Raw genomic sequence first — 15,695 nt, 5'->3', positions numbered from 1 at the left:
TAGATTTTAGATTTGAGCAAAACATAAAATCTAAAATCAAAACTCCAAAATTGGGCAGGGGGAGACCAATGGCATCAAGTACGGACTACGCGCAGGATTACGAACGGGCACAAGCAGCCTATATGCAGGGCAATTATGACGAAGCCGCTGCAATTCTAGAACGATTAAGTCAGGAGCGTCCTGACGACTTCAGTGTGCGTCTGCTACGGGGCAACATCTACTGCTATGTGCTGCATCAGTATGAAATTGCTCAGCAAGAATATGAATGGGTTCTGCGTCTGACGTCCGAGGCAGAGTTCGTGCAGTTAGCCCAAAATGGTCTGGCTGATGCTCATCAATTTAGCAATGCTGGCGGTGAAGCCGGCATGGAAGCTTCTCCAGACGAAGACCTTTACGCCAACGGGCAGCAATATTTAGTCGATGACTCTGGCGCATTAGAAGAGTCTAACGCCCAGGCATGGCAAGATATCGAAGAACTCTCTCAAGATAATAATTTCGACCTAGCCGACTTAGACCTTAATGGTCTCAACGATTTGGCTGAAGAACCGGCAATTCCTCACCAAAATGCGAATCCGTTTGGGAACTCAACAGAGGCTGCTTATTCGCCGCAACAGCCACAGTCCCACGATTCAGACTCAGGAATTGGCGATCCGTTTGTCATCGATCCTAGTTTGCTGGGTGACTACCAGGAATCCAGCTGGAACGACCAAGATTTAGGATCCGATCTGCCTGATTTTTTAAGCCCCGATGAAATGCCGGATCTAGAAGTCAGGGAAGACGCCGACGACCATACGCTGGCTTCCCCCTTCGGAAACACTGGCACTGAAGAAGCATTTGGCACCCCTTTTGGAGATACGAGCAGCAATCATGAACTGTTCGCATCCCCCTTCGGAAGCACTGACAGCGAAGAAGCATTGGCTACCCCTTTTGGGGATGCTGACAGCGAAGAAGCATTTACCACTCCTTTTGGGGACACTGGCACTGAAGAAGCATTTGTCACTCCCTTTGGGGATACTGACAATGAAGAAGCATTTGCCACCCCTTTTGGGGACACGGATGACTTCGACGCAGCCGGCCTGTCCGCGCAGTTGGATGCCTTTGATGAAGCCTTAGATCCCCTCGATTGGCAGCTTAGCAACAACGCCGATGCTCAAGCCAACGGGTTTGCCGACGAGAACGAGTATAGCGAAGACGTTACAGAAGCATTCAGTAATCCGAACAGAAACGTCTCAGCAAATCGGTTCACCGGCAACGATCCAGACGCAGAAGATGCCACCCTACTCATGAGAGGCGAAGCATTAGAGCCAGCAGCCGACGACGACGACTACCGATTTGACGACTCAAGCTTCGATGCGCCAGACACCGGCACCTACGCAGGTAATCATAGTTACCCAAGGAGCCAGCAGAACTTTACTCGATCCGACAGATCCGAAAAGAACGGCTATAACTCCCAAGGCAGTTATGAGTTTGACGCCTTTGACGATGATGTATTTGCTCACGATGCTGGATTCGGTGTTCAAGATTTTAACAACCCGCCGGCATCCGCATCAGGGGGGCTGAATCAGCACGCCGGCATCGACTACTTAGATGAATTTGATGAGTTTGATGATATCGGCAGCGAGATTCCAGACTTTGACCTGTCGGAAGATTCCACCGGGGCCACCAGCCCTTCAGGGGGTTATGGGTTTGGGCCATCAAACAGCAGTTCGAGCCGGCTGGGCAGAAACTCAGGCTTTAGCAGCGATTTGACCGATGGCTCGCTGATCCGCGACGATGAAATTTTCAGCATTGCCGGCACCAGCGAACCCGTACCTACCTTTGCCCATGCCGATGCCGGTGCTGTCGAGCCAACCGTCACCCAAGAGCAAGGCTGGTTGGCTCCCTTTGAAAATGCCCCGCTGGCCACTAAACAGATGTGGACGGCTTTAATTACGGGCGCTGTGGCTGCCATTGCCGCTGCCGCCGTCAGCTACACAACAGCCATCTATCCCATCCCCCAACTGAAAAATGCCGCAATGGCAGCCGGGGCCGGACTTGCCGGCGGTTTGACTGCACTAGGATTCGGCCAGCTCACCACCCGCCAAATCAAACGAGCCACCGACGAGCTGCAAGCTCAATTTGAGGCCGTATCTCAAGGCAATCTCAGCGCCCGTGCCACCGTCTACGCAGAAGATGAATTTGGGCAGATGGCGACCAAATTCAACCACATGGCTCGCGTGATCTTCACCACCACCTCGGAAGCGCAGCGCAAAGCTGAAGAACAAGAGCAAGCCAAGGAAGACTTACAGCGCCAAGTTATTCGCTTGCTGGACGACGTAGAAGGGGCAGCGCGGGGCGACTTAACCGTACAGGCAGAAGTCACCGCAGACGTGCTGGGAGCCGTTGCTGACTCGTTTAACCTGACCATTCAAAACCTGCGGGAAATTGTGCTCCAGGTGAAACTAGCGGCGCGGCAAGTAACAAAAGGATCTGCAGATAGTGAATCGTTCGCTCGCAGTTTGTCTTCAGACGCCTTGCGACAAGCGGAAGAATTGGCAGCAACCCTCAACTCTGTGCAAGTCATGACGGACGCCATTCAACGGGTGGCCGAAAGTGCGCGAGAAGCTGAGGAAGTAGCCCGAACCGCTTCAACTACGGCGCTTAAAGGTGGGGAAGCCGTAGAACAAACGGTGGCCGGGATTCTGGAAATTCGAGAAACTGTAGCAGAGACAACCCGAAAAGTCAAGCGATTAGCAGAATCGTCTCAAGAAATTTCTAAGATTGTGGCCCTGATTTCTACGATTGCCTCCCGCACAAACTTGCTAGCACTAAATGCCAGTATTGAAGCAGCGCGAGCCGGTGAGGCCGGCAGAGGGTTCGCCATCGTTGCCGATGAAGTCCGGCAGTTGGCAGATCGTTCCGCAAAAGCGCTTAAGGAAATCGAGCAAATCGTGATGCAGATCCAGAGCGAAACCGGCTCGGTGATGACTGCAATGGAAGAAGGCACTCAGCAGGTGATTGAAGGCACCCGACTGGCAGAACAAGCCAAACGGGCGCTGGAAGATATCATCCAAATCTCAAATCGTATCGACGTGCTGGTGCGCTCAATTACTGCCGATACCGTGGAGCAAACAGAAACTTCACGAGCAGTGGCCCAAGTTATGCAAGCGGTCGAGCTGACAGCCCAGGAAACTTCGCAAGAAGCCCAGCGGGTGTCCGGAGCACTGCAAAACCTTGTGGGTGTGGCGCGTGACCTTCTGACTTCTGTGGAGCGCTTCCGTGTTGATCCCACAGAGCGCTGAGGGCATGACACCGGCTATGGGAAACAGGCTTCAGGAGCTTTTAGGGGTAGGCTTTTAATCGTTAAGCCACGGATGAGGAGAAGAAAAGAGCAAGCGAAACTATCCGTGTTTCAGCCACTTACTTCGACGCTGTCGGCAGGTCAACCGAACCAACCTACCTTGTGAGGGCTTCCAGAGAATACCACCCGAATTTTCGGGAAAATTGTCTTATTTTCCGATTTTTGACAAAAACAAGGGTTTGCCGGCTCGAACGCGAGGAGGGTCAAGGGCTAGTTAGATATGAAATATTGATAAGTTGGGTACATTTGTATGTAAATTCGTTAGATTTTAGAATTGAGGAGTCAAGTGTGAAGCCGCAAATCTCACCCTTAACCCTTCCTCTTTCATCCTTCTGAAGTGGGACACTCCTATGCTGCCAGAACAACAACAGCGAATCATGCAGTACTTCATTGAGGAGGCTAAAGACCACCTCAATACCATTGAACAAGGTTTGTTGAATCTGCAAAGCACGATAGAAGACTCGGAACAGGTGAATGAAGTCTTCAGGGCAGCCCACTCGGTGAAGGGAGGGGCAGGAATGCTGGGCATTAGCAGCATTGAGGAGACGTCTCACCGCTTAGAAGATTGTTTTAAGCTGCTCAAAGAGTGTCCCGTTGAAGTTGACCAAAAACTGGAAAGTCTGTTTTTGCGGGTATTTGACGCTCTAAAAGATCTGGTAGACCAGCTTTCAGTCACTCCTTACGGTCTGGAAGAAGAAGTGGCTCAAGCCATTATGTCTGGCGTAGAGCCAGTATTTATAGAGCTGACAGCTCACCTAGGAGGGCTGGTAAGTCACTCCGGTTTAATTGTACCGGGTGCTGCCAAAAGCGCCCCAGCGGCGGCCAAAGTCGCGGCTAAAGTGCCGGCAGTCGCAGCCAAACAGACAAAAGCAGCCAAGCAAAAGTCTGGAGAACTTCAAGAAGAAAGCGCTCTGCAACTGATTTTTCAAAGCGATGTACCGGCACATCTGCGGGAAATGTTGCAGCTCTTTAAACAACCCGATGGACAGCAAAGCCGGCAAAAGCTTCAAGATATCTGTCGCAGTTTAGTGCGAGCCGGTGAGCAATTTGACCTGCGAAACTGGAGTGAATTGCTAGAATGTGCGGCCAAAGCGATCTCTAACCCCAATATTACCTACAGCACACTGGCACCGCTCGTTATCAAGGAAATTAAACAGGCACAAGAATTAGTTTTAGCCGGCCTGGGCGCTGAAATTGCGGTGAGTTCCAAGCTGAAAGCGCTGCAACCGGCCCAAAAGATACAACCCGCACCGGCAGAACGGGCGGTTGCAGGAGCAGGCAGTCCCAGCCGAAGCAGCAGTCGCGTCGGTGCAGGCATGAGTGGTGCGAAAAAATCTGAAGCCGGTAAAGCCAAAAGCCCCAGCACTGCTCACGGAGGAGCAATCGTACCGGGCGAGGAAGGGGAAGACTTCACTCGTCAAAGCTCAATCGTCAATCGTTACACCCCAGCCAACGAAGCCCCCGCAGGAAAACGAGCCGGTCATACAGGGCCAGAAGTGGGAATGGCAGAACTCAACAGCTTAGCCGATCTCTTTGAAGGCGAATCCCCAGAATTGGATAGCAATTGGGAACCCGAAGAAGTTAACGAACCCAACCGCGAGAAAACAGACAATTCCCGCGTAGAAGCTTCAGCCAATATTTCCTCCGATTTACTGGCAAGCGATTTTTCAGACCTTCTATTTGAAGAAGACAGTAAAGATGAGCCGGCAGAGGAAGTCAATACCGTGGATGAACTGAACAGTTTATTTGGAGATGCATTCCTGGATGATGACAGCTGGGGTGCGGCAGCAGCCGAAGGGGAAAATTTGTTCGACACCTCATCAGAGGAACTGGTAGAGGAGGGATTAACCTTTGACTTCAGCAACTTCGACGATGCCCCACAAACGGGCGCAGCGAAACACGCACACGGTAGTCTGGTAGACGCTACCGACGATTTTGAAAGTTTAAACTTAGAAGGCAATGACAGCGACTTGATTGCGTTCAGCGAGACAAACAACCTCGAAGAACTCTTTGCCGGTTTAAATGAGAAAGACCCTATGTTTGCCGATTCACCCTCTCAATCTAAAACATCAGGCTCCGCTGAAAGTAACCTGGAAGCGCTCTTTGAAGACAGTGATGGGTTAGATTTCTCTCCTCAACCGCCCAGCCTCAGCATTCAACCCGCTGCCTCAGCAAGCCAAACACAAGCAGCGCAAGAGTGGAATGAGCTGTGGGATAGCGGCGGGGCAGCCGGCCCTGAAACCGCCGAGCCAAGTTGGGATCAGCCCGTGAGTGGCGACAATTTAGAATTTGGCAGTTTGTTTGAGGAAGAACACGCACTCAAACCTTCTCCTGCGCCAGCCAGTGCCGCAGCAACCCATGACGACTTAAACGATCTGCTAGCCATCACTGAGCCTCAAAACATCCCAACAACGTCGGCTGTAGAAGAAATTTCATTAGATCTTTTCCCCGAGACAACCACAGACAGCTTCCCTGATTGGGAGCATTTAGATTTAGATGACCTTCAGACAAGTCCGCAAGGCTCTAAGCAGACGAGCAGCGAAAATTTAGATGCCCTATTTGGGGACTCCAATCTAGAGCAATATCCAGAAGGCGAACTTGATTGGGATGCTGAGACAAATTTAGAGGATTTATTGGGTCTGGAAACAGAAGCAGACACGAGCTGGTTCGACACAGAAACAGTGAGTGAGGAAGTGGCAACAAAGCCGGCTATCGGACAGGCAGCAAATGGGGTGCCTTTCACCCAACCGGCAGAGGAAACACTGAATTTTGACGGTGATCTCACAGATTTATTTGAGTTAGCAGACGAAGAACCGCAAGAAACGCCAACGACTGCTGGCTCAGATAACAGTCTGGACTTTGGCGAGATGGATCTGTTTGGAGGAGAAACGGACGCCTCCGCCGCAGAGACCGGCTTAGAGTCCTCATTCGCTGAGGAGTGGGATCTGTTTGAAGGTGCCGATTTAGATTTGGACTTACTTTCAACCGAAGCAGAGGAAACCCCCTCAATGTCTGGGGATCTGAACGCCTTATTCGGTTCCGAGCCGCCCTTAGAAACTGAACTCCCCGACTTCTCAAGCAATTGGTTAAATTCAGACGTCGCCTCAGAAGAAGAATCTTTGACGTTTGAGGATTTAACGGTTGCAGCCGCCGCCGTTAACTCAGAAAACTTGTTTGAAGGGCTTGAGGACAGCAGCAATGAGATAGACAATTTTGACTTTGACAATAGCCTGCTCGACACAGCAGAAGCCGAGAACTTTGAACAGTCCTTAAAGCAAGCGGAACCCGTCGTCCAAGCTGCTTCGCTCACCCTAGATACTGCCGGGGCGTTTAATGATTTAGAAGCGCTGTTAGAGGAAAAACCGACAGCCCTTATGGTCGAAGGAGCGCCTTCAGCGGTCTTTTCTGAGCTAGAAAACTTTCTCAACCCGCCTGCCCCCCCAGCACCCACTCCCAAGCCGGTTGCAGCCCGCTCAGTGCCAGAGCCGATGGCCAAGCCGGCCCAGCAAGAAAGCGAATTTGCAGATTTAGAAGAACTACTGTCGCTGTCTGAAATGACAATGCCCGGTGGCAGAGCTACAGCAAAAGCCTCACCAGGGCCGATCTCACCGAAAATGCGTCCCAAGGCATTTGCTGAGCAAACGATGCGGGTGCCGATCAAGCAACTCGATAACCTCAGCAACTTGGTTGGGGAACTCGTGGTCAACCGTAACAGCTTAGAGCAAGACCAAGAACGGTTGCGGCAGTTCCTCGATAACTTGCTGCATCAAGTGCAGCAGCTGAGCGATGTGGGTCAGCGAATGCAGGATCTCTATGAGCGATCCCTGCTGGAAATTTCCTTGCTGAGCAGCCGGCAACACTATCAGTCATCGCGCAATAAACCTGCACGAGATGTTCACCTGAGTGGTGCAAGCTTTGACGCACTGGAAATGGATCGTTTCACCGGCTTCCACACCCAATCCCAAGAAATTATTGAGCTGATTGTGCGAGTTCGGGAATCAGCCGCAGACATTGAATTTTTGGTGGATGAAACTGAGCAAGTCACCCGGCAGTTGCGGCAGGTAACAACCCAGCTGCAAGAAGGTCTGACTCGCTCCCGAATGGTGCCTTTCTCGTCTTTGGAGCGAGTATTTCCGCTGGCGCGTGCTGTACGTGACAAAGCCATTGAACACGGAAAGCAGGCAGAAATCAGGCTAGAGGGCCGGGACACCATGCTCGACAAGCTGATTCTGGAACACTTGTCTGATCCGCTGAAACACCTGATTAATAATGCCATCGCTCACGGGATAGAGATGCCAGAGGTGCGCCAAAGGTTAGGCAAGCCGGCAGTCGGTCGGATCACCATTCGCGCCTTCCACCAAGGCAACCAAACGGTGATTTCCTTCTCCGATGATGGTGCGGGAATTGATACAGAACGGGTGAAAATAAAAGCGGCAGAAAAAGGGCTAATCAAGCAGAGTGACGTGGCAACCATGTCCCGCCTAGATGTTTACGAGCTGCTGTATCACCCTGGTTTTAGTACGATGGAGCAGGCGAATATGACTGCCGGTCGGGGCGTCGGGATGGATGTCATCCGCAACGACTTAAGTGAAATCCGAGGCGTAATTACAACAGATTCCACGCCCGGGAAAGGAACCACTTTCACGATTCGCTTGCCACTAACGCTGAGTATTTCTAAAGCCTTGTGCTGTATTAGTGACCGCGCTCGCATTGCCTTCCCAATGGACGGGGTGGAAGATATGCTGGATGTCCCCAGAGACCGAGTTCAAACGTCTGCTGATGGCCAAACTTGTATTCCCTGGCGCGATTCCATGCTGCCGTTCCGACACCTGCGCGAGTTGTTGGCGTATAACCGGCATCTCGGTCGCGGCAGCGTGTATGGTTCTAACGCCGAAGATGACGTGATTTCGGTTGTGGTGCTGCGTAGTGCCGGTAACTACCTGGCCCTGCAAGTGGATCAGGTATTGGGCGAACAGGAAATTGTAATTAAGCAGCTAGAAGGGCCGGTGCCCAAGCCGATTGGCGTTGCCGGTGCGACGGTCATGGGGGATGGCCGAATCGTGGCAATTGCCGACGTTTTAGAGCTAATCGACCTGGCAGCCGGTCGCTTGAGAAAAGAAAGCGGTGGGGCGCTGTGGGATGAAGCTACTCATACACCGGCAGAACTGCCGCCAGAGAAGACTGAACCAACCGTTCTGATCGTCGATGACTCAATCACCGTGCGCGAACTGCTCTCGATGACCTTTAACAAGGCCGGTTACCGGGTGGAACAAGCCCGTGACGGTCAGGAAGCCTGGGAAAAACTACGTTCGGGTCTGCCCTGCGATATTGTCTTCTGCGACATTGAAATGCCTCGGATGGACGGTTTGGAACTGCTTTCCCGGATGCAGAAAGATCCGATTCTTACCGATCTCCCGATTGCAATGCTCACCTCTCGCGGCGCTGACCGGCACCGGCAAATGGCAGTCCAATTAGGGGCACGCGGTTACTTCACCAAGCCTTATCTGGAAGAAGCGTTACTAGAAGCGGCAAACCGGATGCTTAAAGGCGAAGTCCTCGTAATCACTAAGGCTGAAGCCTCATAAATCGTAAAGGGCTAATTGCTAGTTTTTCATTCCGATTGGCAATTAGCCTTTTACTATAAAATCCTGAAAAACTCAATAAAACACGTATTGGTGGAGATGCGCCTTTAGTTTAAATTTCTTAGGGTTTGCACATCCCCCCAGAATTGCATCAGATTCCCCTGCATCAGCGCCGCTACAGCTCTGATAGCCTTAATTTCTGGCAAGTTCGGGTTAATCTTAAATGCCGGCTGTAGCGCCTTCTCAGCAGCTTTAGGGTGCAGGTCATACAAATGTAAAAACCCCAGGTACGCATAACCATAGGGGTTTTGCGAGTCCAACCGCACAACCTGTTCCAGTGCCGAAATAGCGCCCGTTGCGTCCCGTTGTAATACCCTTGCTAGCGCCAATGCGTAGGCGTAAGAGCGTTTTGGCCCCTCCAGATCGAGTCGGCGCTCCATCGCCAATTCAGTTTGAACAGTATAATCCTGAGTTGGGTCATACTGGTTAATTCGCCCGATCTCCTCAAAAACATGGGTAAGAGCATTTGAACCCTGTGGCAGAGAAATTGCTAAAATCCGCAACTGCGTGATTAAATCTAATTCCGGTGCCGGCACTTGTTTCGCTGTTGTCTCAATTTTTATGGAAATATCGGGCACTTTTATCGGATAACTTTCTCCCGTCTGCCGGCTTAGATAAGTTGCCTTTAAGGTGTAAATTCCCCTGGCATTCGGAGGCGGCAGCATTGCCATTCGTTCAGTTACTTGAAATTCTTTTCCCTTGAAGTTTGCCGGCATTCCTTGATGCAAGCTGCCGGTGCCGATCCCGTGATCATGCAACCATTGTTGTGATTGGGGAATTTGGGTGGCCGGAATTAGAAAATTAGCCGGTTTTTGGGGATTACTTTGCCAAGTTAGCAAGACTAAACCGGCTTGCAATTGATCCCAAGAACCTAACCATTCATAGGTTACCGGCACCGGCACTCCAGGAGGCGCTTGATCGGGAACGATAACTCGTTCTAGCTGGACTCGATTTGCGCTTTTGGCATTAGAATTAGCCGAAATTAGGGGATTAGGAGATTTGGTTGCTTCCTCTCTCCCCTGTATCTCAACAGCCGGCACTCGTCGATGGTAAAGTTTCAATTCGCTGCCGTCGGGCAATGGCCAAAACTTTTGTAATTGGAAATCCGCACTTTGCTCAATAGCTTTCACAATCGCAGTTTGAGCTTCTGTGGGGACTGAACCTTGATTGCCGGTTTTAGTAATGAACCAGGAAAGGGAACGTACATCCTGAGGAACTTGCTTTAAATTAACGCCGACCTGACGCGCATAAACTTGGAAGTTAGCTAGTGCTCCATAGTAGTTTAAATTGTGCTGGTTAATCGTCGGCGTTGAAGGCAAAACGCCTAAATTTGAGTTTAAATAAGGTTCCGTTTGAATAATTTCTGCAATAACTTGCTGATGAGGCCATTCAGCCCCTAAGTAAGCATAATGTTGGGCACGGGGACTCAAGAATTGGGTAAATTGACGACTGAGAAAACACTCTGGTGGCCAGAGATTTAACAACATTAATAAAATGGCGGTGCCGACAGTTCCCCAACGAATGTATTTACCCCAGCAACGCGGCCAAAGTGTCAAGCCATAGGCTAAAAACAGTGATAAAACCGGCAGATAGGGCAAGACATATCGGGAATCTTTGTTAATATTCAGTGAACATAATAAATAAGCGCCGATTAGGAAGACTCCTAACCATTTGATCGCCGGCAAAAAGCGAGGGGGAGATACTGCTTGATTTTTGAAAAGTGGTTGCATCCAATACAGAAGAAACCCGACTGCCGGTACTAACAGCAATGGCCAAGAAACGATTTGGGGTAAGTCTTTCCAGTAAAATGTCCAAGCATCCAACGTGTTAAGCGCAGGATCTCCTTCCGCAATTGCTGAATCTAGGGTCGCGCGTTTACCACCTGTGAGAATTAGCAGCCAGTTCGTGCGATACCAAGGGCCACACACCAGCAACGATAGTATTAAAGACCAGGCTAACTGAGCCACGCCAATCCAGTGTCGGCGGCGGATCGCACTGATTGCCACCCACAGCATCGGCACAAATAGAAAAAATAAAGATGTCTGTTTAACCAGCAATGCCAAACCGAAACAAATGCCGAATGCACTCACCCACAACCATTGAGAGAGGCGTGAACTTTTTTCTATTCCCCCTCTCTCCTTTTCCTGTTGAATTTTCCAAATTGTAAGGCAATAAAATGAGAGCGTAACTGCAGCGGTCAGTGGGTAATCGAGTAAAAAATCTAGGCGAACTAAATACAAACCGGGCAATAGTAAACACAATCCAGCGGCCCAAAGACCGATTTGCCGGTTAAAAAGCTGAGTGCCTAAACCATAAACCGATCCCAATAAAATTGCGCTAAAAAATAGATTAATCAGCGTGGCTTGATCGGAATCGGCACCAAAAAGATCAAGAAAACCTGCTGTAATGATGTAGGTCAAGGGAGGAACTTTCGAGGAGATCATCCAAAAACTTGCCCACCACTCACCGTTCAACCAGAGAGGGTGCTGCAAAGCTTGCCAGTAAGTCAAACCGCCGGTTAAATATTCTGCCTGATCCCAAGCCGGTACTGAGCGATCAAGGGCAAACCAGACGCGATCGCTTAGTGCACCCGCCAGCCAAATTAACCCTAAAGCCGGCAAACCCTCAAACTTTCTACTTTCTCCTCTATCAACCACAAACTCAAACCTAACTATACTGACATCTCATCCGCGACAGAGCCTATAATCAAAGCTGCCCCAGATTCGCAGTAGTGAACCCCCGCCCAGAATAATTCATTTTCTGGAACTCTGCATCTTAAATATCCCCCTGCCGGCGAACAATTATCTTCTCACCCTCACCCACTCTTCTTATTTGCGGTTTCATCCATGACTCGTTTTTTTGCCTGCTCCTCTCGCTTTGTCTTCATTCCGCTTAGCTTGCTCGTTGTTGGACTCAGTGTTGTGGGTGCGAAGGCCCAAAATAAGTTGTATAGCCCGATTACCCTACCGCCTAATAATCAAGTTTCAGATACCCTCTCAGAAAAAGATATCCCCACAGGTCAGGGCGGATTTGCGAGAGACTACATTGTGACGCTGACAGAAGGAGAGCAGCTAGCAGTTGACTTGTCATCCGACAGTTTTGACGCGATTGTTTCCCTGCTAGCCGAAGATGGCTCAACCGTCGCGGAAAATGATGATGGCCCAGATGGCACAACGAACTCCTTGTTGTTTTCCCGCATTACTAAAGCCGGCACCTATATTATTCGGGTGCGAGCCTTTGGAGAAACCGGCATCGGAGCCTTTACGCTGAAAGTTACCCGCTTGCGGCCCATTTAAGGGGTTTTGTCCCCCACAAAAAGTTTTTTTCTCAGGTACTTGCCAAAAACTCATGTGATTTGCTACTTTAATAAAGCACCAAAAAAACGGTTGCCGGAATAGCTCAGTTGGTAGAGCAGAGGACTGAAAATCCTCGTGTCCCCGGTTCAAGTCCGGGTTCTGGCATTCAAAATGAATTAAGCCTAAAATTCTTCTATATCCAAGTAGTTGGGATATTCTCAGTTTGTTGCGTCTAGAGTAACTGCAACGAGAAACTGATGAGCGTACTCCCAAGTTGGAGCAACTTCTTGGATAGGGAGTGAAAAGCGAACAATTTTAGAAGGTTCGATCCTCCTAAAATTGAAAATACTGAGCTGAGGACGCAGATCGCGCCCTCAGAAATAGAAGGGTGCGGGAGTTTATATTGCAGTATCGCTTGATAGGTAATCCTTGGTTGCAGTGAGACTTGCTCCAGCGAGATCCCCCTGATAAGTTGTAACATTACGGGCAACTTCATCTCTCTTAATCAGCGCAACAGCCTGTTTTAAAACCTGTTGATGATCCATCAACAAGTTCTGCGGAGGTAAACGTTCCAAAATTTTCAAGTTTTTCAGCCTCCGCTTAATCTTGCCGACATCGGCCACAATATAATACGTGCCGGCCTTGATTGCAGGCATCCTTAATCGCATTCTCAATCGCCAGAGAAGAAGTCACCGCCAATAACGGGACATCCCTCAAATCCAGGATCAACGCTTCATAGTTTTTCACAACCGCTTGCTCACGGGAAATCGCTGCATTCAATTTTCTGCCTGAATTGAGGGGAAAAGAGGGAGAAAGGGAAAGGCTGAAAGGAATGGGAAATTTGTGAGCCTTTCATAAACTAGCAAATTAAATGCGTAGCAGCTTAGAGCCTTAAGCAGCCAATCTAATCCAATAGACTTGCGGCGTAGATTGATTAGGGACACGCCCAGAGGCTGCGGATACTCCCTTTAGATAAAGCAGCCAGCAATTGTGCCGATGCTGGAACTTCTGATTAAGGAGACTTCTGCACAGGATAAATATAAAGGCTTTCTGGAACACCGAATGTGATGCCGGCAGGACAAAAGCAGTTGATGACACCAAAACGACAAATCCTGTGTCATAACAGGTATTTATCAATCCCTTGAAAAAAAATTGTTTCCGGTTTACCCTCATTGAGTCTCGATTTCGAGAAATTTTCCGCCAGACTTCTGTAACCGATGCCTCCAAAGGTGCCGGTGGATCAGCCAGCGTGATCGTGAGGTGCAAACTCCGAAGCGGGGTCACTGACGCTTTGAATTGTCGGGTTCAAGGCAATTACAGCAAATAAAGGTTGATCGCCCCTCGCTGACAGATTCTCCAAAATTTAGGTTGCCGGCTTGTAAGGGGTTTATAAATCTCTAAAATTAAAATGCCTAGGGATTTGTTAAAGACAGCCTGTAAAACAGAACTTGGGGCGAGGAACGTAAGGAGGAAAGCAAAGACCGTGAATCTAGAATTAGTCAAAGAACTATTTGCAAAGGGCGGCCCAGCCATGTGGCCGTTGCTGGCTCTGTCTATCCTGTCTGTCGCGACGATCATCGAGCGGCTGTGGTTCTGGGCTAACATTGCGCTCAAAGAAAGGGCGATCGTGAATCGAGTGCTAGAGGCGGCTCGTTATGATTGGGGAGTTGCCAACGAAATTGCCAGACAAGCAAACCGGCAGCCAATTGGGCGATTTCTTTATGCACCCTTGCGTCTGCTACAGCCCGATCCAGAAGTGTTTCGGCTGGCACTGGAGTCGGCTGCAGACGATGAATTGGCTTCCATGCGACGGGGAGATAAGGTTTTAGAAGCTGTGATTGCCTTAGCGCCTCTTTTAGGATTGCTGGGGACAGTTTTAGGCTTAATTAACTCGCTTGGTTCAATTCGCCTAGGCGATCTGGGAACGTCTTCAACGGCAGGAGTGACTTTAGGGATTGGGGAAGCGTTGATCACTACGGCGACTGGCCTAGTCATAGCGATTACCAGTTTGGCATTTTACCGTGTGTTTCAGGCGTTTTTGTTTCAGCAAGTTAAGATTTTCCGCAAAGCTGGCAATGAGTTAGAGTTGCTTTACCGGCAGTTCTGGCCTCAATCGCACAATCAACGTTATGCAGTTGACAGTAGTGTGGCCGCACGTCCCCCGGATGTATTGGCAGAAGAAAATTCGACTCGGAATAAAGGAGTGATCAAATATAGCCCCCCAGCAGAGGAGCCAACTCCATTAGAAGAGGCGAGCCGGTTGAACAAAGTGATTGAACAAACAACGCCCTCTGAGGAGCCAACTCCGTTAAAAGACTCTAAGGCGTCTGAATCCCCAGATTTCGGCAGCGTCTAAGCATTAAGCCGTTGGACAATGTGCCGGTATCGCTTCTGAATTACGATCACTCTGTAGCAAATTTTCCCAACCCCGATTGCACCCATCATCTGTGGTATGAAGATTAACTTGGATTCTCCCTCGGAAGAGGCTCGGATTGAAATCGTTCCTTTGATTGATGTCATTTTTTGTATCTTGACATTTTTCATCCTTGCTGCACTGCAACTAACCCGTCAGCAAGCGATTACGGTTGATTTACCGAAAGCAAGCACCGGCCAACCGCAGATCCGTCAAATGTTAATCGTTGGTCTCGATCCGTTCGGTCAAGCTTATATCGATCAGCGGCGGGTAAATCCAGATCAGCTTTCTCAAGAGTTACTAGCTTATAGCTCTAACAATCCGGAGGGATTGATGGTGCTGTACGCCTCTAAGGAAGCCAAATACAACGATGTGGTGCAGGTGTTGGATCAAATGCGAGAAGTGGGGGGCAGTCGCGTTGCCTTAGCCACTCTGCCTGGTTCCGAGAGTGAGCCGGTCAACCCAAATCTTTTAACGCCGGTTAATCCTACAATTCCAGGCTTGAGTCCTTCTCCTAAAGTCACTCCATCGGTTCCTTTAAGTCCTTTGGGCACGCCGGCACCTGGGACAACCTTTAATCCAAATCAGTTGCAGTTGCCTGGAGTGCCGGCTGCTCCAGGTGCCGGTGATCCGAATCCGGCCCTCCAGAATTAGGCATAAGTCTGCCTTATCCAAAAAATCGCTAAGCTTCAAGCATCCTAGACGGATGGAGAAATTGAGGTATAGCAACCGCCAAGGCGGTTAGGACGCTAGGTGGAGGACATACTCCATTGCATCACGTAGACACTCAAACTGATCGAGCTGCTTGCGAATTCGACTTTTGAGCCCAGACCAGCAGCGCTCAATCTTATTGAAGTCCGGTGAATAAGCAGGTAAGTACAACAACTGACAGGCGTTGTTGCATGAAGAGGAATTGCGCAAGGGCGAGACATGGTAAGTTTCAGTTACCACACAAAAACCTGCCATAAAAGCTCAATACCGCATCGGCAACTGGTCTGAGTATA

General features: G+C 49.8%; 8 protein-coding genes, 1 tRNA gene and 2 pseudogenes. 7 read left to right on the top strand and 4 right to left on the bottom strand.

Features of this window, described 5'->3' with window-relative positions; all coding sequences use genetic code 11:
* Nucleotides 1-68: 68 nt before the first annotated feature.
* The 3 genes and pseudogenes from H6F56_RS12875 (at nt 69) to H6F56_RS27325 (ending at nt 8,925) form a co-directional block, all read left to right on the top strand.
* Nucleotides 69-3,281 carry a HAMP domain-containing methyl-accepting chemotaxis protein gene (locus tag H6F56_RS12875; RefSeq protein ID WP_190668752.1) on the top strand — a complete coding sequence of 1,071 codons (3,213 nt, stop codon included), beginning with the start codon at nt 69-71 and terminating at the stop codon, nt 3,279-3,281.
* A gap of 409 nt (nt 3,282-3,690) precedes the next feature.
* Nucleotides 3,691-8,373, top strand: a pseudogene (locus H6F56_RS12870) (Hpt domain-containing protein); the annotation flags it as partial.
* Nucleotides 8,374-8,382: 9 nt separating this feature from the next.
* Entirely contained in the window at nt 8,383-8,925 is a 543-nt protein-coding gene (locus tag H6F56_RS27325; RefSeq protein WP_416360993.1) for a response regulator, read from the top strand.
* Nucleotides 8,926-9,029: 104 nt separating this feature from the next.
* Here the strand turns inward: H6F56_RS27325 and H6F56_RS12865 are convergent, their stop codons facing one another.
* Nucleotides 9,030-11,639, bottom strand: coding sequence for a phospholipid carrier-dependent glycosyltransferase (locus H6F56_RS12865; protein ID WP_190668748.1), 2,610 nt, complete (start codon nt 11,637-11,639; stop codon nt 9,030-9,032).
* A gap of 189 nt (nt 11,640-11,828) precedes the next feature.
* Between H6F56_RS12865 and H6F56_RS12860 the strand changes: the two genes are divergently transcribed.
* Nucleotides 11,829-12,278, top strand: a complete 450-nt coding sequence (locus tag H6F56_RS12860; RefSeq protein WP_190668746.1) for a PPC domain-containing protein — start codon at nt 11,829-11,831, stop codon at nt 12,276-12,278.
* 92 nt (nt 12,279-12,370) lie between these two features.
* A tRNA-Phe gene (locus H6F56_RS12855) sits at nt 12,371-12,443 on the top strand.
* 233 nt (nt 12,444-12,676) lie between these two features.
* Here the strand turns inward: H6F56_RS12855 and H6F56_RS12850 are convergent.
* Both H6F56_RS12850 and H6F56_RS12845 read right to left on the bottom strand, forming a co-directional pair.
* The gene (locus tag H6F56_RS12850) at nt 12,677-12,823 is read right to left on the bottom strand and encodes a hypothetical protein (RefSeq protein WP_206753406.1); all 147 of its coding nucleotides are present in this window, start codon (nt 12,821-12,823) and stop codon (nt 12,677-12,679) included.
* 55 nt (nt 12,824-12,878) lie between these two features.
* A complete protein-coding gene (locus tag H6F56_RS12845; RefSeq protein WP_190668742.1) occupies nt 12,879-13,058 on the bottom strand; it encodes a hypothetical protein in 180 nt (59 codons plus the stop codon).
* A 751-nt stretch (nt 13,059-13,809) separates the two neighbouring features.
* Between H6F56_RS12845 and H6F56_RS12840 the strand changes: the two genes are divergently transcribed.
* Entirely contained in the window at nt 13,810-14,634 is an 825-nt protein-coding gene (locus H6F56_RS12840; protein WP_242031988.1) for a MotA/TolQ/ExbB proton channel family protein, read from the top strand.
* A gap of 96 nt (nt 14,635-14,730) precedes the next feature.
* Nucleotides 14,731-15,345 (top strand): ExbD/TolR family protein, encoded by a 615-nt coding sequence (locus H6F56_RS12835; RefSeq protein WP_190668738.1) that lies wholly within the window; start codon nt 14,731-14,733, stop codon nt 15,343-15,345.
* A gap of 87 nt (nt 15,346-15,432) precedes the next feature.
* Here the strand turns inward: H6F56_RS12835 and H6F56_RS12830 are convergent.
* Nucleotides 15,433-15,582, bottom strand: a pseudogene (locus H6F56_RS12830) (transposase); the annotation flags it as partial.
* Nucleotides 15,583-15,695: the final 113 nt, after the last annotated feature.

This window comes from Microcoleus sp. FACHB-672 (genome assembly GCF_014695725.1).
Taxonomy (GTDB): Bacteria; Cyanobacteriota; Cyanobacteriia; order Cyanobacteriales; family Oscillatoriaceae; genus FACHB-68.
This window is presented reverse-complemented; position numbering and strand designations above follow the sequence as displayed.